The 20007-nt window shown below is 58.1% G+C and carries 16 protein-coding genes; 9 read left to right on the top strand and 7 right to left on the bottom strand.

From position 1 onward, the window contains the following. Positions 1-8: 8 nt before the first annotated feature. Positions 9-2645: a DNA topoisomerase (ATP-hydrolyzing) subunit A gene (gene gyrA, locus SK47_RS14590; RefSeq protein WP_015572288.1), complete on the bottom strand. Its 2637-nt coding sequence runs from the start codon at positions 2643-2645 to the stop codon at positions 9-11. A 146-nt stretch (positions 2646-2791) separates the two neighbouring features. Here gyrA and ubiG point away from each other — a divergent pair, with 146 nt between their 5' ends. From ubiG to yfaE, 4 genes are all read left to right on the top strand, one after another. Continuing rightward, positions 2792-3520: a bifunctional 2-polyprenyl-6-hydroxyphenol methylase/3-demethylubiquinol 3-O-methyltransferase UbiG gene (ubiG, locus tag SK47_RS14595; RefSeq protein WP_003859413.1), complete on the top strand. Its 729-nt coding sequence runs from the start codon at positions 2792-2794 to the stop codon at positions 3518-3520. 348 nt (positions 3521-3868) lie between these two features. Next, positions 3869-6154 carry a class 1a ribonucleoside-diphosphate reductase subunit alpha gene (gene nrdA / locus SK47_RS14600; RefSeq protein ID WP_003859415.1) on the top strand — a complete coding sequence of 762 codons (2286 nt, stop codon included), beginning with the start codon at positions 3869-3871 and terminating at the stop codon, positions 6152-6154. Between the two features lie 108 nt (positions 6155-6262). Next, positions 6263-7393, top strand: a complete 1131-nt coding sequence (nrdB, locus tag SK47_RS14605; RefSeq protein ID WP_023314567.1) for a class Ia ribonucleoside-diphosphate reductase subunit beta — start codon at positions 6263-6265, stop codon at positions 7391-7393. After that, positions 7393-7647, top strand: a complete 255-nt coding sequence (gene yfaE, locus SK47_RS14610) for a class I ribonucleotide reductase maintenance protein YfaE (protein WP_010433414.1) — start codon at positions 7393-7395, stop codon at positions 7645-7647. Before nrdB ends, yfaE begins: the two co-directional genes overlap by 1 nt. A 23-nt stretch (positions 7648-7670) precedes the next feature. Here yfaE and glpQ read toward each other — a convergent pair whose 3' ends face one another. Together glpQ and glpT are read right to left on the bottom strand one after the other, a co-directional pair. Further along, positions 7671-8723 (bottom strand): glycerophosphodiester phosphodiesterase, encoded by a 1053-nt coding sequence (gene glpQ, locus SK47_RS14615; protein WP_048244567.1) that lies wholly within the window; start codon positions 8721-8723, stop codon positions 7671-7673. 11 nt (positions 8724-8734) lie between these two features. Continuing rightward, positions 8735-10087 (bottom strand): glycerol-3-phosphate transporter, encoded by a 1353-nt coding sequence (gene glpT, locus SK47_RS14620; protein ID WP_003859423.1) that lies wholly within the window; start codon positions 10085-10087, stop codon positions 8735-8737. Between the two features lie 250 nt (positions 10088-10337). On the opposite strand from glpT, the gene glpA reads away from it, so the two are divergent. The 3 genes from glpA to glpC are packed head-to-tail and all read left to right on the top strand — an operon-like array spanning position 10338 to position 14360. Next, positions 10338-11966 carry an anaerobic glycerol-3-phosphate dehydrogenase subunit A gene (glpA, locus tag SK47_RS14625; protein ID WP_015572285.1) on the top strand — a complete coding sequence of 543 codons (1629 nt, stop codon included), beginning with the start codon at positions 10338-10340 and terminating at the stop codon, positions 11964-11966. Next, a complete protein-coding gene (glpB, locus tag SK47_RS14630) occupies positions 11956-13173 on the top strand; it encodes a glycerol-3-phosphate dehydrogenase subunit GlpB (RefSeq protein ID WP_003859428.1) in 1218 nt (405 codons plus the stop codon). Before glpA ends, glpB begins: the two co-directional genes overlap by 11 nt. Then, on the top strand, positions 13170-14360 hold the full coding sequence (glpC, locus tag SK47_RS14635; protein ID WP_048244570.1) for an anaerobic glycerol-3-phosphate dehydrogenase subunit GlpC: 1191 nt from the start codon (positions 13170-13172) through the stop codon (positions 14358-14360). The genes glpB and glpC overlap by 4 nt, the downstream gene beginning before the upstream one ends. A 31-nt stretch (positions 14361-14391) precedes the next feature. Here glpC and SK47_RS14640 read toward each other — a convergent pair whose 3' ends face one another. The 4 genes from SK47_RS14640 to tctD form a co-directional block, all read right to left on the bottom strand. Further along, positions 14392-15591 (bottom strand): nicotinamide mononucleotide deamidase-related protein YfaY, encoded by a 1200-nt coding sequence (locus tag SK47_RS14640; RefSeq protein WP_032609731.1) that lies wholly within the window; start codon positions 15589-15591, stop codon positions 14392-14394. 94 nt (positions 15592-15685) lie between these two features. Further along, positions 15686-16228, bottom strand: coding sequence for a YfaZ family outer membrane protein (locus SK47_RS14645; RefSeq protein ID WP_003859436.1), 543 nt, complete (start codon positions 16226-16228; stop codon positions 15686-15688). Positions 16229-16357: 129 nt separating this feature from the next. Beyond that, on the bottom strand, positions 16358-17767 hold the full coding sequence (locus tag SK47_RS14650) for a sensor histidine kinase (protein WP_023314574.1): 1410 nt from the start codon (positions 17765-17767) through the stop codon (positions 16358-16360). Continuing rightward, positions 17754-18428: a transcriptional regulator TctD gene (tctD, locus tag SK47_RS14655; RefSeq protein ID WP_017693014.1), complete on the bottom strand. Its 675-nt coding sequence runs from the start codon at positions 18426-18428 to the stop codon at positions 17754-17756. The genes SK47_RS14650 and tctD overlap by 14 nt, the downstream gene beginning before the upstream one ends. A gap of 152 nt (positions 18429-18580) precedes the next feature. On the opposite strand from tctD, the gene SK47_RS14660 reads away from it, so the two are divergent. Continuing rightward, on the top strand, positions 18581-19561 hold the full coding sequence (locus SK47_RS14660; protein WP_023314576.1) for a Bug family tripartite tricarboxylate transporter substrate binding protein: 981 nt from the start codon (positions 18581-18583) through the stop codon (positions 19559-19561). Between the two features lie 11 nt (positions 19562-19572). Then, a complete protein-coding gene (locus tag SK47_RS14665) occupies positions 19573-20004 on the top strand; it encodes a tripartite tricarboxylate transporter TctB family protein (protein WP_003859443.1) in 432 nt (143 codons plus the stop codon). The last annotated feature ends 3 nt before the right edge of the window (positions 20005-20007 follow it).

Raw genomic sequence — 20007 nt, forward strand, 5'->3', positions numbered from 1 at the left:
AGGAGACGTTACTCGTCAGCGTCATCCGCTGCTTCATCATCGGTGTCCGCTTCCGGGGCGATTTCATCATCCCCTTCCGCGACGCTGCCGTCGATAGAGTCAAGCTCTTCGTCATCCACCGGCTCAGCAACGCGTTGCAGACCGACGACGTTTTCATCTTCCGCAGTGCGGATGAGGATAACGCCCTGGGTGTTACGACCTACCACGCTGATCTCTGACACGCGGGTACGCACCAGCGTACCGGCATCGGTGATCATCATGATCTGGTCCGCGTCGTCCACCTGCACCGCGCCAACAACGGAACCGTTGCGCTCGGTCACTTTGATGGAGATAACGCCCTGCGTGCCGCGAGACTTGGTCGGGTATTCGCTTTCCGCCGTACGTTTACCGTAGCCGTTCTGGGTGACGGTCAGGATTGCGCCTTCGCCACGAGGAACGATCAGGGAAACAACGGAGTCTTCACCCGCCAGCTTGATACCACGCACGCCGGTCGCCGTACGACCCATTGCGCGAACGGCGTTCTCTTTGAAGCGCACCACTTTACCGGCGGCAGAGAAGAGCATCACTTCATCAGAACCGGACGTCAGATCCACGCCGATCAGTTCGTCGCCTTCGTTCAGGTTCACCGCGATAATCCCGGCGGAACGTGGACGGCTGAATTCGGTCAGCGCGGTTTTCTTCACGGTACCGCTCGCGGTCGCCATAAAGACGTTCACGCCCTCTTCGTACTCGCGTACTGGCAGAATGGCGGTGATACGTTCGTTCGCTTCCAGCGGCAGCAGGTTGACGATTGGACGTCCACGCGCGCCACGGCTTGCTTCCGGCAGCTGATAGACTTTCATCCAGTACAGACGGCCCCGGCTGGAGAAGCAGAGGATCGTGTCATGGGTGTTCGCCACCAGCAGACGATCAATGAAGTCTTCTTCTTTAATACGCGCCGCAGATTTGCCTTTACCGCCCCGACGCTGAGCTTCGTAGTCGGTCAACGGCTGATACTTCACGTAGCCCTGGTGAGACAGCGTCACTACCACGTCTTCGCGGTTGATCAGATCTTCAATGTTGATATCAGAGCTGTTGGCCGTGATTTCGGTGCGACGCTCGTCGCCGAACTGATCGCGAACCAGCTCCAGCTCTTCACGGATCACTTCCATCAGGCGCTCTGCGCTACCCAGGATATGCAGCAGCTCGGCAATCTGCTCCAGCAGCTCTTTGTACTCGTCGAGCAGTTTTTCATGCTCAAGGCCGGTCAGTTTCTGCAAACGCAGATCCAGAATCGCCTGGGCCTGCTGTTCAGTCAGGTAGTACTGACCGTCACGCACGCCGAATTCCGGCTCCAGCCACTCAGGACGCGCAGCGTCATCGCCGGCACGTTCCAGCATCGCCGCCACGTTGCCCAGATCCCATGGACGCGCAACCAGCGACGCCTTCGCTTCTGCTGGCGTCGGCGCACGGCGGATCAGCTCGATGATCGGGTCGATGTTCGCCAGCGCAACGGCCAGTGCTTCAAGGATATGGGCACGGTCGCGCGCTTTGCGCAGTTCGAAGATGGTACGGCGAGTCACCACTTCACGGCGGTGACGCACGAACGCGCTCAGGATCTCTTTCAGGTTCATGATCTTCGGCTGGCCATGGTGCAGCGCAACCATGTTGATACCGAAGGAGACCTGAAGCTGAGTCTGGGAGTAAAGGTTGTTCAACACAACTTCACCCACCGCGTCGCGCTTGATTTCAATCACGATGCGCATACCGTCTTTGTCAGACTCGTCACGCAGCGCGCTGATGCCTTCAACGCGTTTTTCTTTTACCAGCTCGGCGATTTTTTCAATCAGTCGCGCTTTGTTCACCTGATACGGGATCTCGTGAACAATAATGGTTTCACGGCCGGTTTTGGCGTCCGCTTCCACTTCGGCGCGGGCACGGATGTAAATCTTGCCGCGACCGGTACGGTACGCTTCTTCAATACCGCGACGGCCATTGATGATTGCCGCCGTCGGGAAGTCCGGGCCCGGGATGTGTTCCATCAGCCCTTCAATGCTGATGTCTTCATCGTCAATGTAGGCCAGGCAGCCGTTGATCACTTCCGTGATATTGTGCGGCGGAATGTTGGTTGCCATACCGACGGCGATACCGGACGAACCGTTCACCAGCAGGTTTGGGATCTTCGTTGGCATGACGTCAGGAATTTTTTCCGTGCCGTCGTAGTTATCAACGAAATCAACCGTCTCTTTTTCCAGGTCAGCCATCAGCTCATGGGCAATCTTCGCCAGACGGATTTCCGTATAACGCATTGCCGCGGCGGAGTCGCCGTCGATAGAACCAAAGTTACCCTGACCATCTACCAGCATGTAACGCAGCGAGAAGGGCTGCGCCATACGGACAATGGTGTCGTACACCGCGGAATCACCATGAGGATGGTATTTACCGATTACGTCACCAACGACACGGGCAGATTTTTTGTAGGCTTTATTCCAGTCATTGCCCAATACGTTCATGGCGTATAGTACGCGACGGTGTACCGGCTTCAGGCCATCGCGGACGTCCGGCAGCGCACGGCCAACAATGACCGACATCGCATAGTCCAGATAGGAGCTTTTCAGCTCTTCCTCGATGTTAACCGGTGTAATTTCTCTCGCAAGGTCGCTCATCTAACCGCTATCCCTCTACTGTATCCCGGATTCAAAGGTCGCAAATTATAACACAGCCGCGGTGATACAGGTAAACCTATACGCTTTATTCACAGGGATTGCCTGATATACTCATTTGTCTTGCTAAATAAGGAGTAAAAGCGCCCATGAATGCCGAAAAATCCCCGGTGGCTCACAACGTTGACCACGAAGAGATTGCCAAATTTGAAGCGGTGGCGTCCCGCTGGTGGGATCTCGAAGGTGAGTTCAAACCTCTGCATCGTATTAACCCGCTGCGTCTGGGCTATATCGCGGAGCGTTCCGGCGGTCTGTTCGGTAAGAAAGTGCTCGACGTCGGCTGCGGCGGCGGCATCCTGGCGGAAAGTATGGCGCGTGAAGGGGCCACCGTCACCGGTCTGGACATGGGCTTCGAACCTCTACAGGTTGCGCGTCTTCATGCGCTGGAGTCCGGTATACAGGTAGAATACGTTCAGGAAACCGTGGAAGAGCACGCGGCAAAACATGCGCACCAGTATGACGTGGTGACCTGCATGGAGATGCTGGAGCACGTTCCCGATCCGCAGTCGGTCGTCAGCGCCTGTGCAAACCTGGTGAAACCGGGTGGACAGGTCTTCTTCTCGACCATCAACCGCAACGGCAAAGCCTGGCTGATGGCCGTGGTAGGCGCGGAATATGTGCTGCGCATGGTGCCGAAAGGGACGCACGACGTGAAGAAGTTCATCAAGCCTGCCGAACTGCTGGGCTGGGTTGACCAGACATGGCTTAAGGAGCAGCACATGACGGGCCTGCACTACAACCCGTTGACCGATAAATTCAAACTTGCCCCGGGCGTGGATGTTAACTATATGTTGCACACAACCGCCAAAAACGACTAACGTCATTCGTTATTCTTATAAAGATTGCGCGACATCATGTTGCGCAATTCTGACCTCCCGTTGAAGAAATCAGCACTCGATCAAATTTTGAATTTTTTTTCTTAATTATTGACATCTCTTCCAGGCCTTACGGCACGAGGACTTAGCCTTTTTTACCCTTTCACAACCTCAATTTAACGTCAAAATCAACCCTTGTACTGAAAAGAATCCTTACTAGAATACTCACCATATAGCGTTCTTCTTATCGCAAAACCCCTATATGTAGTATTTATCCACAGAGTTAGTCACAAGACGGGTCTGTGGATAAGCGGGGGATATTTTTTATTTCACGGACAGGTAAAAACCCACATGAATCAGAGTCTGCTGGTGACAAAGCGCGACGGTACCACCGAGCGTATCAATCTGGACAAAATCCATCGAGTTCTCGACTGGGCAGCAGAAGGACTGAACAACGTATCTATCTCCCAGGTTGAACTGCGTTCTCACATTCAGTTCTACGACGGCATCAAAACGTCTGATATCCACGAAACCATTATCAAAGCAGCGGCAGATCTGATCTCCCGCGACGCACCGGATTATCAGTACCTCGCTGCGCGTCTGGCGATTTTCCACCTGCGTAAAAAAGCCTACGGTCAGTTCGAGCCGCCGAAGCTTTACGATCACGTAGTGAAAATGGTTGAGCTGGGCAAATACGACACGCATCTGCTGGAAGACTATACGGAAGAAGAGTTCGAGCAGATGAACGGGTTTATCGATCACTGGCGCGACATGAACTTCTCCTACGCGGCGGTGAAGCAGCTCGAAGGCAAATACCTGGTTCAGAACCGTGTAACCGGTGAGATCTACGAAAGCGCCCAGTTCCTCTATATTCTGGTGGCAGCCTGCCTGTTCTCTAATTATCCACGCGAAACCCGTCTGGACTACGTGAAGCGTTTCTACGATGCGGTCTCTACGTTCAAGATTTCTCTGCCTACGCCAATCATGTCTGGCGTGCGTACCCCTACCCGTCAGTTCAGCTCCTGCGTCCTGATCGAGTGTGGTGACAGCCTGGATTCCATCAACGCGACCTCCAGCGCCATCGTGAAATACGTTTCCCAGCGTGCCGGTATCGGCATCAACGCCGGTCGTATCCGTGCGCTTGGCAGTCCAATCCGCGGCGGTGAAGCGTTCCACACCGGCTGTATCCCGTTCTACAAGCACTTCCAGACGGCAGTAAAATCCTGCTCTCAGGGCGGCGTGCGCGGTGGCGCTGCGACCCTGTTCTACCCGATGTGGCACCTGGAAGTGGAAAGCCTGCTGGTTCTGAAGAACAACCGCGGCGTGGAAGGCAACCGCGTGCGTCACATGGACTACGGCGTGCAGATCAACAAGCTGATGTACACCCGCCTGCTGAAAGGGGAAGACATCACCCTGTTCAGCCCATCCGACGTCCCGGGCCTGTATGACGCGTTCTTCGCCGATCAGGATGAGTTCGAGCGTCTGTACACCAAATATGAAAAAGACGACAGCATCCGTAAGCAGCGCGTGAAGGCGGTCGATCTGTTCTCCCTGATGATGCAGGAACGTGCTTCTACCGGCCGTATCTACATCCAGAACGTTGACCACTGCAACACCCACAGCCCGTTCGATCCGGTGGTTGCCCCAGTGCGCCAGTCCAACCTGTGCCTGGAGATCGCCCTGCCGACCAAACCGCTGGACGATGTGAACGACGAAAACGGCGAAATCGCGCTGTGTACGCTCTCTGCGTTCAACCTGGGTGCGATTAAGAGCCTGGACGAGCTGGAAGAGCTGGCGGTGCTGGCTGTTCGTGCCCTCGACGCCCTGCTGGACTACCAGGATTACCCAATCCCGGCGGCAAAACGCGGCGCAATGGGCCGTCGCACTTTAGGTATCGGCGTAATCAACTTCGCCTACTGGCTGGCGAAAAACGGCAAGCGTTACTCCGACGGCAGCGCCAACAATCTGACGCACCAGACGTTCGAAGCGATCCAGTACTACCTGATGAAAGCCTCTAACGAGCTGGCGAAAGAGCAAGGCGCGTGCCCGTGGTTCAACGAAACCACTTACGCGAAAGGCATTCTGCCGATCGACACCTATAAAAAAGACCTGGATGCGATCGTCAGCGAGCCGCTGCACCTCGACTGGGAAGGCCTGCGCGAGTCCATTAAAACTCACGGCCTGCGTAACTCCACGCTCTCTGCCCTGATGCCGTCCGAGACCTCTTCGCAGATCTCCAACGCCACTAACGGTATTGAGCCACCGCGCGGGCACGTCAGCATTAAAGCGTCGAAAGACGGCGTGCTGCGTCAGGTGGTACCGGATTACGAAACGCTGGGTGACAACTACGAGCTGCTGTGGGAAATGCCAAACAACGACGGCTACCTCCAACTGGTGGGTATCATGCAGAAGTTTATCGACCAGTCGATCTCTGCCAATACCAACTACGACCCGACGCGCTTCCCGTCCGGCAAGGTACCGATGCAGCAGCTGTTGAAGGACCTGCTGACAGCCTACAAATTTGGCGTGAAAACGCTGTACTATCACAACACCCGTGATGGTGCGGAAGACGCCCAGGACGACCTGGCGCCGTCAATTCAGGACGATGGCTGCGAAAGCGGCGCATGTAAGATCTAATAAATTCCCTCACCCTAACCCTCTCCCACAGGAAGAGGGAACTCTTTCCCCCTCTCCCTGTGGGAGAGGGCCGGGGTGAGGGGAAATAACACCACAGGACTCACCGCAATGGCATATACCACCTTTTCACAGACGAAAAACGACCAGCTCAAAGAGCCGATGTTCTTCGGCCAGCCGGTCAACGTGGCACGCTACGATCAGCAAAAATATGACATCTTCGAAAAGCTGATTGAAAAGCAACTCTCCTTCTTCTGGCGTCCGGAAGAAGTTGACGTTTCCCGCGACCGTATCGATTTCCAGGCGCTGCCGGAACACGAAAAGCACATCTTCCTCAGCAACCTGAAGTACCAGACGCTGCTGGACTCCATTCAGGGACGTAGTCCGAACGTGGCGCTGCTGCCGCTAATCTCGATTCCTGAGCTGGAAACCTGGGTAGAAACCTGGGCGTTCTCCGAGACGATCCACTCCCGCTCTTACACCCACATCATCCGCAACATTGTGAACGATCCGGCGGTGGTGTTTGACGATATCGTCACCAACGAACAGATCCAGAAGCGCGCCGAAGGCATTGCGCACTACTACGACGAGCTGATCGAGATGACCAGCTACTGGCATCTGCTGGGCGAAGGCACGCATAACGTGAACGGCAAAACCGTTACCGTAAACCTGCGGGCCCTGAAAAAGCAGCTCTATCTGTGCCTGATGAGCGTCAACGCGCTGGAAGCAATCCGCTTCTACGTGAGCTTCGCCTGCTCCTTCGCGTTTGCCGAGCGCAAGCTGATGGAAGGTAACGCCAAAATTATCCGTCTGATCGCCCGTGACGAAGCCCTGCACCTGACCGGCACCCAGCATATGCTAAACCTGCTGCGCAGCGGTGCGGACGACCCGGAGATGGCGGAAATCGCCGAAGAGTGCAAACAGGAGTGCTACGACCTGTTCTTGCAGGCCGCCCAGCAGGAGAAAGAGTGGGCAGACTACCTGTTCCGCGACGGCTCCATGATTGGCCTGAACAAAGACATTCTGTGCCAGTACGTTGAGTACATCACTAACATCCGCATGCAGGCTGTGGGTCTCGATCTGCCATTCCAGACGCGCTCTAACCCAATTCCGTGGATCAATACCTGGCTGGTGTCCGATAACGTGCAGGTTGCGCCGCAGGAAGTGGAAGTGAGTTCTTATCTGGTCGGTCAGATTGATTCTGAAGTCAACACCGACGACCTGAGCGACTTCCAGCTCTGATGACGCGCGTAACGCTGAGCCTTTCTGGCACCGAAGTGCTGTGCCAGGAAGAGCACCCTTCCCTGCTGGTGGCGCTTGAAGCGCATCAGGTGGAGGTAGAGTACCAGTGTCGTGAAGGCTATTGCGGCTCCTGCCGCTGCCGTCTGGTCGCAGGCCAGGTGGACTGGCTGACCGAACCGCTGGCCTTTATCAGTGAAGGGGAAATTTTGCCCTGCTGCTGCCGGGCAAAAGGCGATATTGAGATCGAGATGTAAAAAAGGGCCTTACGGCCCTTTTTCTATTTTAAGAACGTCACCGCTTTATCCGGGAAATCCGTAAACAGCCCGTCCACGTCCGCCTGCTTATACAACACCTCGTAAAGCTGATTCACATCGGTGGCATATGGCGGCAGCTGATCGGCACGCACCGTGTACGGATGCACCTGCATCTTGCTGGCGTGCGCCTCTTTCACCATCGCCGTTAGCTTCACGTGACCCGGCGTTGCGCCTTCCGCCACCAGCATGTGGTAATCCGGCCCGATGCCGTCGGCGTACTGCGCAATCTGCTTCATCGCGCCCGGCTTAAACATCCAGTCGTAGCTGTAGTTCACCCACTTCCCGTCCGGCTGCTTCTCCTGGGTTTCATTCCAGTCGGTATAGGCAATCAGCTGCACCAGATTGAGATCCATCCCCATCTTCGGCTCCAGCTCGGTTTTGATGCGCTTCAGCTCGGCGGCGTCAAAACACTGCAGGTAGACTTTGTCCTGCTTGCTGGTGTAGCCGTACTGTTTGAGCACCTCCAGCGTCTTCGCGGCAATGTCTTTCCCTTCCTGATGGTGGAACCATGGGGCTTTGATTTCCGGGTAGATGCCGATGTTTTTACCGGTGGAGTGGTTCAGTCCCTGAACAAACTCAATCTCTTCCTGGAAGGTATGGATCCGAAAGTCAGATTTGCCCATCGGGAAACGTCCCGGATAGACCTGCACCTTCTTGCCGTTTTCAATCTCGAAGCCTTCGGTGAACTTCAGGGAGCGGATCTCCGCCAGCGTGAAGTCAATGGCGTAGAAGCGGCCATCTTTGCGGGCGCGATCCGGGAAACGCTCTGCTACGTCCGTCACGCGGTCAAGATAATGGTCGTGCAGGACGACCAGCTGGTCGTCCTTCGTCATCACCAGATCCTGCTCCAGGTAATCCGCCCCCTGCGCATAGGCCATCGCTTTTGCCGGCAGCGTATGCTCTGGCAGATAGCCGCTCGCACCTCGGTGGGCAATAACGATTTTATCCGCCGCCAGCGCGGAGCCTGTCATCAGGCCCGCCAGCAGCAGGCCGGTTGCTAACTGAGTTAATTTCATCGCAAAGCTCCTTATTGACGACGCGCCAGCACTTCCGCGTGGTGACGTTTTTCACCGATCATCACAACAACCAGCAGCAGCACCGCCAGCACGCTGCCGCCGATCATCACCATAAAGCCGCCGTCCCAGCCGAAGAAGTCAACGGTATAGCCCACGATGGCGCTCGCCGCGACCGAACCGCCGAGGTAGCCGAACAGGCCGGTAAAGCCCGCCGCCGTGCCTGCCGCTTTCTTCGGCGCCAGCTCCAGCGCGTGCAGGCCGATCAGCATAACCGGACCATAAATCAGGAAGCCGATGACGATCATACAGGCCATATCCACACCCGGATTACCCGGCGGGTTAAGCCAGTAAACGACCGTCGCGATGGTCACCAGCGTCATAAAGAACACGCCCGTTGCCCCACGGTTGCCCTTAAACACTTTGTCCGACATCCAGCCGCAGATCAGCGTGCCGGGAATGCCCGCGTATTCATACAGGAAATAGGCCCAGGAAGATTTATCCAGCGCGAAATGCTTCACCTCTTTCAGGTAAGTCGGGGACCAGTCGAGGATGCCGTAACGCAGCAGGTAGACAAACACGTTCGCCACCGCGATGTACCACAGCAGCTTGTTCGGCAGCACGTACTTCATGAAGATTTGCTTCGCGGTCAGCTCTTCTTCGTGCTTCTCGCTGTAATCATCCGGATAGTCATTTTTGTACTCTTCAATCGGCGGCAGGCCGCAGGACTGTGGGGTGTCGCGCATCAGAGCGAAGGCGATAATCGCCACCAGAATGGCGCCAAAGGCAGGCATATAGAGCGCCGCGTGCCAGTCGTTGAACCAGGCCATCCCCAGCAGGAACAGCAGCGGCGGAAGCCCGCCCCCGACGTTATGCGCACAGTTCCAGACCGATACAATTCCACCACGCTCTTTCTGTGACCACCAGTGAACCATGGTGCGTCCGCATGGCGGCCATCCCATCCCCTGGAACCAGCCGCAGAGGAACAGCAGCACGAACATGATGGCAATGCTTGAGGTCGCCCACGGCACAAAGCCCATGAACAGCATCACCGCTGCCGCGAGGATCAGACCGGCGGGCAGGAACACGCGCGGATTCGAACGATCCGACACCGACCCCATAATGAACTTTGAAAAACCGTACGCGATGGAGATCCCCGACAGCGCAAATCCCAGATCGCCGCGAGAGAAGCCCTGCTCCACCAGGTACGGCATGGCGAGCGCAAAGTTTTTACGTACCAGATAGTACGCCGCATACCCGAAGAAGATCCCGAGGAAGATTTGCCAACGCAGACGGCGGTAGAGAGGATCAATCTCTGCCTCTGGCAGTCGCGCCCGATGTGGCGCAGGTTTAAAGATACTGAGCATAACAGCCTCCGTGGCCTTTCAAAAAATGACCGGGCATCTCGCGCCCGGCTACAGAGGCGGCGATGTTAAGAAATCACGGTGAATGTTACTGTGAATCAACGCACAGATTGTTACAGAAATATGACAGAATGCGCAAAAAAGCGCATGAAATCACGTTTCACTTTCGAATTTCGCGCGTTTATGTTCGAAATCAAACAAACCACACGATCAATGTGGCTAAATGCAAAAAAACGAACATAGAGGAAAGGCAATGACAATTCACGATCCACGCTTCAGCGATGTGATTATCATTGGCGGTGGCGCGACGGGTGCCGGCATCGCACGCGACTGCGCCCTGCGGGGATTGAGCGTCACGCTTCTGGAACGCCACGATATCGCCACCGGCGCGACGGGACGTAACCACGGTCTGTTGCACAGCGGCGCCCGCTATGCGGTCACTGACGCTGAGTCAGCGCGCGAGTGTATCGCTGAAAACCAGATCCTCAGGCGCATCGCCCGCCACTGCGTTGAACCGACCAACGGTCTTTTTATCACCCTTCCAGAAGACGACCTCGGCTTTCAGCAAACCTTTATCACCGCCTGCACGGCGGCAGGCATTCAGGCCGAGGCGATCGATCCTGCGCAGGCGCGCCGTCTTGAACCCTCGGTAAACCCGGCGTTACTGGGCGCGGTAAAAGTACCGGACGGAACCGTTGATCCTTTCCGCCTGACCGCCGCCAATATGCTCGACGCGCGGGAACATGGCGCCCAGATCCTGACCGGGCATCACGTCACCGGGCTTATTCGCGAAGGGAATACCGTGCGCGGAGTGCGCGTGTTTGATGCGCAGTACAACGAACACCGCGAGCTGTATGCCGCCGTCGTGGTCAACGCGGCGGGGATCTGGGGCCAGCGCATCGCGGAATACGCGGACCTGTCGGTGCGCATGTTCCCGGCGAAAGGCTCGCTGCTGATCCTCGACCACCGCATCAATAACCATGTCATCAACCGCTGCCGTAAACCGTCTGACGCCGATATCCTCGTGCCGGGGGACACCATTTCGTTAATCGGCACGACCTCAATGCATGTGGACTACAGCGAAATTGATTACAACCGCGTCACCGCTGAAGAGGTGGATATCCTGCTGCGCGAAGGGGAAAAGCTGGCCCCGGTGATGGCGCAGACGCGTATTCTGCGTGCCTACGCGGGCGTGCGTCCCCTCGTCGCCAGCGATAACGATCCGAGCGGGCGTAACGTCAGCCGCGGCATCGTACTGCTCGATCACGCCGAACGTGACGGCATGGACGGATTTATCACCATTACCGGCGGCAAGCTGATGACCTACCGGCTGATGGCCCAGTGGGCCACCGATGCCGTCTGCCGTAAGCTCGGCAACACCGCGCCGTGCGTGACGGCGGAACAGGCCCTGCCCGGCTCGCAGCAATCGACAGAAAAAACGCTGCACAAAATCATTTCACTCCCTGCCCCGCTTCGCGGTTCGGCGATTTACCGCCACGGCGACCGCACCCCGACCTGGCTCGGTGAAGGGCGACTCAGCCGCAGCCTGGTGTGCGAATGCGAAGCCGTGACCGCAGGCGAGGTGCAGTATGCCGTGGAAAACCTGACGGTGAACAACCTGCTCGATTTACGCCGCCGCACGCGCGTCGGGATGGGCACCTGTCAGGGGGAGCTGTGCGCCTGCCGTGCCGCCGGGCTGCTGCAACGTTTTCACGCCACCACGTCAACCCAGTCGCTTGCCCAACTCAGCGATTTTTTAAACGAGCGCTGGAAAGGCATTCAGCCCGTCGCCTGGGGCGATGCCCTGCGCGAAAGCGAATTTACCCGCTGGGTCTATCAGGGGCTTTGCGGTCTGGAGAAGGAGCACAACCATGAAATTTGATACCGTGATTGTGGGTGGGGGGCTGGCGGGCCTGCTGTGCGGCCTCAAACTGACGCAGCGGGGTCTGCGCTGCGCCATTGTCACTCGCGGTCAGAGTGCTCTGCACTTCTCCTCCGGCTCGCTGGATTTACTGGGCGCGCTATCGTTCGCCGATCTGCCGCCTGAACATCCCTACCGCCTGACGGGCGCAGAGAATATGGCCCGCTTTGCCTGCGAAACCGAACACCTGCTCACTGCCTGCGGCGCACGCATGCAGGGTGACGCCGAGCAAAACCATCAGCGCGTCACGCCACTCGGCACCCTGCGCGCCGCCTGGCTTAGCCCAGAAGAGGTGCCTGTCGCTCCCATCGCTGCCGAGCGCGTGCGGGTGGTGGGGATCAGCGGTTTCCTTGATTTCCAGCCACATCTGGCCGCCGCGTCTCTCAGACAGCAGGGTGTTCAGGTGGATACAGCGGAGATTGATCTCCCCGAACTCGACGTGCTGCGCGAAAACCCCAGCGAGTTTCGTGCGGTGAACATTGCCCGCCTGCTGGATAATGAAAGTTACTGGCCGCAGCTGTACGCGGCGCTTCAACCGCTCGGCGAGACCTGCGACGCCCTGTTTATGCCCGCCTGTTTTGGCTTAACGGACAACCGGCTCTGGCGCTGGCTCTCGGCGCGCCTGCCCTGTACGCTCGGTTTACTGCCGACGCTCCCCCCTTCCGTGCCCGGCATTCGTCTGCATACCCAGCTTCAGCGTCAGTTTGTCGCCCAGGGTGGCGTCTGGATGGCAGGCGACGAAGTGAAAAAAATCACCCTGGCTGAGGGCGCGGTAAGCGATATCTGGACCCGCAACCACGGCGACATCCCGCTTCGCGCACGCTATACGGTGCTGGCAAGCGGCAGTTTCTTCAGTAACGGTCTGCTAAGCAGCCGGGATGGCGTGCGTGAGGCAATACTCGGGCTGGATGTCCGGCAAAGCGCTTCCCGCGCGGACTGGTATCAAAGCGATTTCTTCACCCCGCAGCCCTGGCAGCAGTTCGGCGTGATCGTCGACAGCCAACTGCGCCCGCGGCTGGGCGGGGAACCGGTTGAAAATCTTTACGCCATCGGCTCGGTTCTGGGCGGGTACGATCCCGTGGCGCAGGGCTGCGGTGGCGGCGTCTGCGCCGTCACCGCGCTGCATGTCGCGGAGCAGATTATCCAGCGCAGGGAGAGAGCACAATGAACGACACCCGATTTGAAAGCTGTATCAAATGCACGGTCTGCACCACGGTTTGCCCGGTCAGCGGCGTCGATCCGCGCTATCCCGGCCCGAAACAGGCCGGTCCCGACGGGGAGCGTCTGCGCCTGAAGGATGGCGCGCTCTACGACGAGGCGCTGAAATACTGCATCAACTGCAAACGCTGCGAAGTTGCCTGCCCGTCGGACGTGAAAATAGGCGATATCATCCAGCGCGCCCGCGCCCGCTACAGTACGAAAAAACCGACGCTGCGTGACGCGATACTGAGCCACACCGATCTAATGGGCAGCCTCTCGACGCCTTTCGCACCGGTCGTCAATGCCGCCACCGCCCTGAAGCCGGTGCGCAGGCTGCTGGATGCGACGCTCAAAATCGACCATCACCGCAGTCTGCCGAAATATTCTCACGGTACCTTCCGCCGCTGGTATAAATCCGTGGCGGCAGAACAGGCGCAGTTCGCTGAGCAGGTCGCCTTCTTCCACGGCTGCTACGTGAACTACAACCATCCGCAGCTGGGAAAAGACCTGCTGAAAGTGCTGAACGCCATGGGGACGGGCGTTCAGCTGCTGAGCAAAGAAAAGTGCTGCGGCGTTCCGCTGATTGCCAACGGTTTCATCGACAAAGCGCGCAAGCAGGCGAGCAGCAACGTCACCTCTTTACGTGAGGCGATCGTCGACAAAGGGATACCGGTACTGGCGACGTCGTCAACCTGTACCTTCACGCTGCGCGATGAATATCCGCATCTGCTGGATGTGGATAACACCGGCCTGCGCGAGCACATTGAGCTGGCGACCCGTTTTCTCTGGCGCAAGCTGGACAGCGGGCAGACGTTACCGCTGGGCAAATTGCCGCTGAAGGTGGTATATCACACGCCATGTCATATGGAGAAGATGGGCTGGTCGATCTATACGCTGGATCTGCTGCGGCTGATCCCGGGGCTGGAGCTGACGGTGCTGGACTCACGCTGCTGCGGCATCGCTGGCACCTACGGATTCAAGCGTGAAAACTACCCAACGTCACAGGCCATTGGCGCGCCGCTGTTCCGGCAGATTGAAGAGAGCGGCGCAGATATCGTGGTGACGGACTGTGAAACCTGCAAGTGGCAGATCGAGATGTCCACCAGCAAACGCTGTGAACATCCCATTACCTTGCTGGCAAAAGCGCTGGCGTAACCGTTGCCGGGGACACTGCCCCGGCACACTCTCACTCTACGAATAGCGATTCCACGACGTTGATCCAGCCGTGCTCACTGGCGACCTCTTTCCCGTTCAGCCAGCGGCGCAGCATGTTCAGCGCCATCATCGCGCACACCTCCTGACGTACGGCCAGGCTGTGGCGGGTAATGCTCATCCTGACGCGCAGGGCGTGCGTTCCTTCCGGCGTTGCCAGGGCAAAGTTGAGGTGCTCCTCATCCAGCCCGCCCACAAACAGCGCCAGTCCGGCGAAATGCTTCACTCTGCGCTCGGATGCCCAGCGCGCCGTCTGCGCCAGCGTCTCCTGCTGGAACGGCACCACTTCACTGGCCAGCAGCGGCGCACCCGCCCGGGTAAGCTGAAGCGCCAGAAGCCCACCGGTAAACTGCTCGCTTAACGTCACGCTCAGCTGGCGGGACTGCAAATGCGCTGCGATCTGCGCCGGCAGCCCTTCCGTGCCTTCGAAAATCAGGCTTTCCCCGGCGACGCGCCGCACTTCCGGCCACAGTGCCAGCATAGCGGCTTTCTCTGACGCCGGTCCGGTCAGCTTCAGTTCAATAATCGGCATGGAGGAGCGATAGCCCATCGACACGCCGGGAGGCAGTTGCAGGTGATCGAGGCTCTGAGCCAGATCGCTTTCCGAGCGACCAAAGGTGGTCAGACGCAGGCACAGCGGCGGTTCAGGCAGCGTAAAGCGCGCGCGCAGGCGCGGCAGGATCTGCTGCTCGACCATCACTTTAAATTCCGACGGCACGCCCGGAGTGAAGAACATCAGGCAGCGGTTCAACTGAACGGCAAACCCGCAGGCGGTGCCGACTGGGTTATCAATCAGTTCCGCGCTGGCGGGAATTTCAGCCTGCTTGCGGTTGCTGGGGGCCATCACGCGGCCACGCCCGGAGAAAAAGCGCTCCATCTGCGCCAGCCACGCCTCATGCAGGACCAGGCCTTCGCCTTTGGCCGTGGCGGCGGCCAGCGCGCTGAGATCGTCGCTGGTAGGTCCCAGCCCGCCGTTCACAATCAGCACGTCGCAGCGTTCGCTGCGCTCGCGCAGAACGTTGACCAGCGACTCAAGGTTGTCACCTACGGTGTTGCGGCGCGTTAACGGTAATCCTTGCTCAAAGAAGAGATCGGCGAGCCAGGCGGCATTGGTATCAATGATTTGCCCATGAAGCACTTCGTCGCCAGTGGATAACATTTCCACGTTTATCATTGTGTTCTCCCATTTCAATGGTCAAAACACTATAGCGCAATCAAAGACCGGGGGAAGAGAGAAACTGGCGCGACTGAACGCCGCGCCGAGAGGATTAGAAACCGGCGCTAACGCCAACGTACGGGCCGTCTGCCAGGGCGTTGTCGCGGTTGCCGTCTTTACCGGCCAGGTTCAGATAGCGATAACCCGCTTCGATGGTGATTGGACGCATGATGGTCCAGCGCGCGCCGGCGTTAGCTTCCTGATAGCTGTCGATGCCGCTGGAGAGGGAATCCGGGGAGTAGTAGTACTCACCGAACAGGCCAAAGCTGTCGCCAATTTTCCACTGCAAGCCGCCGCCCACTGCCGCCGCGTAGCCTTCGTCGCCGTCGTTCGGGTTGGTGTAAATGCCTTTACCCCCGACGGTCGCCAGGAAGGGACCCAACGGCACGTTGAAGCCGAGGCCCAGGCTTGCCGCATCGCCGTCGTCGTCGTTATGCGTCCAGCCGCCGGTCATTGCCAGGCCTGCGCTGTCCGTGCCAAGACCGAAGCCCAGATGGGTATAATCTTGTCCCGCCGAGCCGTTGAAGGAAATTGCGTTTGCCGCTGCTGAAACAAACATCAGGCCGCTTAAGCCCATTAATGCCACTTTTTTCATTGTCGTGATCCCGCACAATTTATTCAGAGATGTCCAAAAACCGCGAGATTTTAACCTGCCTGCCTGTGTGATCAATGGACTCCGCGTGCGGCAGGCAATTAGTTTGTAACGATTTGATAATATCGGCATTTATATCAGCATCAGAAAGCGCATTTTCACGCTCAGCCCACCCAGATTTTCACTGGGCATCAGCTGAAGATGGCTGCGGTGCAGGCGGGCAATATCGTTAGCCAGCGCCAGGCCAATGCCGGACCCGGCGGCATCACCCACGTTTTCCAGACGATGAAACGGCAGCATGGCCTGGGAGATCTGGTCTTCAGCAATACCCGGTCCGCTGTCCTCCACGCTCAGCTCAACGGCATCGTTAGCCGTGCGCAGGTACACCGTCACGATGCCCTGCTCCGGCGTGTATTTGATCGCGTTCTCCAGCAGGTTGGCGCAGAGTTCACCCAGCAGCACGTCATCACCCTCAATCATTACAGGCTGCTGTACGCCGTCATAACCGAGATCGATACCCTTGCTGCGCGCCTGCGCCAGCCGGGAAAAGCAGCAGTTTTGCACCACCTGCACCAGATCGACAGGGGCAAACTGTCGCTCCCCCTGCTCTTTTCGCTTCACCGCTGAAAGCTGCAACAGCCTTTCTGTCAGCACGATGGTGTTATCCAGCGTGACGTTCATCGCCCGTAAGCTCTCCTGCCACAGGGCCGGATCGTTACGCGTCAGGGCAACCGATACCTGGGTTTTCAGCACCGCCAGCGGCGTTTTGAGCTGGTGTGAGGCGTCAGCATTAAAGCGCGCCTGTCGCGAAAGCACGCCGCGTAACCTGTCGATATAGCGGTTAAATGCCACAATCAGCAGCCGCGTTTCCGACCAGGGCAGCAGCTCCGGCAGCGGGGCCAGTAGCCCGGGCTCACGGCGCACCATCAGCGAAGAGAGCTGCCGCATCGGGCGCAGCACGCGACGCAGCAGCCACGCGGTCAGGACCAGCGTCAGCAGCACCAGCAGCCCCTGCGACACGAGCGAGGAAAACAGCAGCTGAGTGGCCAGATAGCGCCGCGACTGCAACGTTTCGGCGACGTAGATTTCCGCCATGCCGAACACACTCTCCTCGTTAACCGGCTGGAGCAGCTTCGCCACGCGGATCGCCTGCCCGCGATACTCGGTATGATAAAACCACGCCAGCGCCGGATAGTGGGAGGTGCGCGACGTGGAGGGGGGCATATTCGGCAGATCGTCATAGCCGGAGATCGTCCGCCCGTCAGGGTCCACGACCTTGTAGTAGAGGCGATCGTTCATGTTCAGCTCGAAGCTGTCGAGCACGACCCACGGCACGTTCACCTGGAGCTTGCCGTTGTGCACCACCAGCCGCTCTGACACCGTGCGCGCCGAGGATAACAGCGTGCGGTCATAGGCCTGCGTCGCCGCCTGTAGCGCGCTAACGTAGCTGTTAAAGGCTGACAGTCCCCATAACAGCAGCAGCGGCAAACCCAGAAAAAGCAAAAGTTGCAGGTAAAGCGACTGCGGCTTAACCCACTTCATCGCCGCACTCCAGCACGTAGCCCAGCCCCCGGAGGGTGGTGATCCGCACGCCGCTGCCGGTCAGCTTCTTACGCAGACGGTGAATATAGAGATCGATGCTCTCGGGGCTGACGTCGTCGTTCAGGCTGAACACCTGGTCGAAAAGCTGTTGCCGGGAGACGGGACGGGTCCGACGGTGCATCAGCACCTTCAGCAAAGAGAGTTCGCGCGGCGTGAGGGAAAGGGGTTCATCGCGCAGCAGAAAAAAGCCTTCATCATCGTACTCCAGCTCTCCCAGCCGCTGGCGCTCCTGGGTTCGCCCTTCACTGCGGCGCAGCAGCGCACGCAGGCGGGCATCAAGCTCCTCCAGCTCGAACGGTTTCGGCAGGTAGTCATCCGCCCCGGCATTCAGCCCCTTAACCCTGTCTGCCACGTTGCTGCGGGCGGTAAGAAACAGCACGGGCAACGTCTGCCCGCGCTTTCTCAGCCGATGCACCACCTCCAGCCCGTCGAAACCGGGCATGCCGATATCAAGGATCGCGACGGCATAGTTTTCTCCCTGCAAAAGATGATCGGCCGCCCGTCCATCGTTGACGCAATCCACGGCAAATCCGTTTTGTACCAGCGCTTTTTCCAGCCAGTGAGCCAGCTCACGATTATCTTCCGCCAGTAAGAGACGCATATCACATCCTGTAAAGTTGGTGTCGCAGTGAAAGGGAAATGAAAGGTTATTGTTTTAACAATCACGCAACGGAACCGCTACAAGGTGGTTCACATAATCAGAAAAAAGACACCCGTACCCGTACTCCCGGTTCTCCGGCGTGAGGATAAACGATGAAAAAACAATTACTTTCTACCCTTGCTGCAAGCGTATTGCTGTTGAGTGCCTCTGTTGTCCAGGCGCAGGACGCGCCATCCCGTACCGAATGTATCGCCCCGGCCAAACCCGGCGGCGGCTTCGACCTGACCTGTAAGCTGATTCAGGTCAGCCTGCTGGAGACGAAGGCCATTGAGAAACCGATGCGCGTTACCTACATGCCCGGCGGCGTGGGCGCGGTAGCCTATAACGCCATCGTCGCCCAGCGCCCTGCCGAAGCGGGCACCGTGGTGGCCTTCTCCGGCGGTTCGCTGCTGAACCTGTCGCAGGGGAAATTTGGTCGTTATGACGTGAATGACGTGCGCTGGCTCGCCACCGTAGGCACCGATTACGGCATGATCGCCGTGCGCGCGGACTCTCCGTGGAAATCCCTCAAAGATCTGCTTACCGCCATGGAAAAAGATCCGAACAGCGTGGTCATTGGCGCGGGCGCCTCTATTGGCAGCCAGGACTGGATGAAAGCCGCGCTGCTGGCGCAGCAGGCCAAAGTGGATCCGCACAAGATGCGTTACGTGGCCTTTGAAGGCGGCGGCGAGCCGGTGACGGCGCTGATGGGCAATCACGTCCAGGCGGTATCGGGCGATCTCAGCGAAATGGTGCCCTACCTGAGCGGGGATAAGATCCGCGTGCTGGCGGTCTTCTCAGAAAACCGTCTGCCGGGCCAGCTGGCAGACGTCCCAACCGCCAAAGAGCAGGGTTATAACCTGGTCTGGCCGATCATCCGCGGCTTCTTCGTCGGGCCAAAAGTGACCGACGCCGAATACCAGTGGTGGGTGGATACCTTCGCAAAACTTCAGCAAACCGAGGAGTTCAAAAAACAGCGCGATCTGCGCGGGCTGTTTGAGTTCAACCTGAACGGCAAGCAGCTGGACGAGTATGTCAAAAAACAGGTGAATGACTACCGCGTACAGGCGAAAGCCTTTGGTCTGGCGAAATAACCGGAGGCGCTATGAGCGATCGCATTTTTGCCGGGATATGGCTGCTGCTCTGCATTGGCGGCATGTTCGTCGCCTGGCAGATCCACAGCGAATACAGCTATGAACCCGTGGGGCCACGCCCCTTTCCCGTCGGCATTGTCGGCCTGATGCTGCTCTGCTCGGTAGCGCTGCTGCTGCGCCATCCGGATACCGTGGAGTGGCCGCCACGCCGAACGCTGCAACGTCTGCTGGTAATGGTGATTGTCCTGCTGATGTACGCGTGGGGCTTTGAATGGCTCGGCTTCCCGATTGCCACCGCCCTGCTGACGATGGTGATTGGCATACTATTTAACGCCTCGCTGCCTGCGGCGGGGATCTCCGGGGTCGTACTGGGCATTTTACTCTGGTACGCCTTCGACCGCCTGCTGGACGTGACCCTGCCGCTTGGCGCATGGTTTAACTAACGG

It is taken from the genome of Enterobacter sp. BWH52 (genome assembly GCF_001037565.1).
GTDB lineage: Bacteria > Pseudomonadota > Gammaproteobacteria > Enterobacterales > Enterobacteriaceae > Enterobacter > Enterobacter hormaechei_C.

What these genes read in the sequence shown, in the direction of transcription:
- nrdA (WP_003859415.1), top strand. Translation starts at nt 3,869, where the DNA reads ATGAATCAGAGTCTGCTGGTGACAAAGCGCGACGGTACCACCGAGCGT.
- tctD (WP_017693014.1), bottom strand. Translation starts at nt 18,428, where the DNA reads ATGCGTCTCTTACTGGCGGAAGATAATCGTGAGCTGGCTCACTGGCTG.
- SK47_RS14645 (WP_003859436.1), bottom strand. Translation starts at nt 16,228, where the DNA reads ATGAAAAAAGTGGCATTAATGGGCTTAAGCGGCCTGATGTTTGTTTCA.
- SK47_RS14650 (WP_023314574.1), bottom strand. Translation starts at nt 17,767, where the DNA reads ATGAAGTGGGTTAAGCCGCAGTCGCTTTACCTGCAACTTTTGCTTTTT.
- glpA (WP_015572285.1), top strand. Translation starts at nt 10,338, where the DNA reads ATGACAATTCACGATCCACGCTTCAGCGATGTGATTATCATTGGCGGT.
- glpT (WP_003859423.1), bottom strand. Translation starts at nt 10,087, where the DNA reads ATGCTCAGTATCTTTAAACCTGCGCCACATCGGGCGCGACTGCCAGAG.
- SK47_RS14660 (WP_023314576.1), top strand. Translation starts at nt 18,581, where the DNA reads ATGAAAAAACAATTACTTTCTACCCTTGCTGCAAGCGTATTGCTGTTG.
- glpC (WP_048244570.1), top strand. Translation starts at nt 13,170, where the DNA reads ATGAACGACACCCGATTTGAAAGCTGTATCAAATGCACGGTCTGCACC.
- nrdB (WP_023314567.1), top strand. Translation starts at nt 6,263, where the DNA reads ATGGCATATACCACCTTTTCACAGACGAAAAACGACCAGCTCAAAGAG.
- glpB (WP_003859428.1), top strand. Translation starts at nt 11,956, where the DNA reads ATGAAATTTGATACCGTGATTGTGGGTGGGGGGCTGGCGGGCCTGCTG.
- glpQ (WP_048244567.1), bottom strand. Translation starts at nt 8,723, where the DNA reads ATGAAATTAACTCAGTTAGCAACCGGCCTGCTGCTGGCGGGCCTGATG.
- SK47_RS14640 (WP_032609731.1), bottom strand. Translation starts at nt 15,591, where the DNA reads ATGATAAACGTGGAAATGTTATCCACTGGCGACGAAGTGCTTCATGGG.
- ubiG (WP_003859413.1), top strand. Translation starts at nt 2,792, where the DNA reads ATGAATGCCGAAAAATCCCCGGTGGCTCACAACGTTGACCACGAAGAG.
- SK47_RS14665 (WP_003859443.1), top strand. Translation starts at nt 19,573, where the DNA reads ATGAGCGATCGCATTTTTGCCGGGATATGGCTGCTGCTCTGCATTGGC.
- gyrA (WP_015572288.1), bottom strand. Translation starts at nt 2,645, where the DNA reads ATGAGCGACCTTGCGAGAGAAATTACACCGGTTAACATCGAGGAAGAG.
- yfaE (WP_010433414.1), top strand. Translation starts at nt 7,393, where the DNA reads ATGACGCGCGTAACGCTGAGCCTTTCTGGCACCGAAGTGCTGTGCCAG.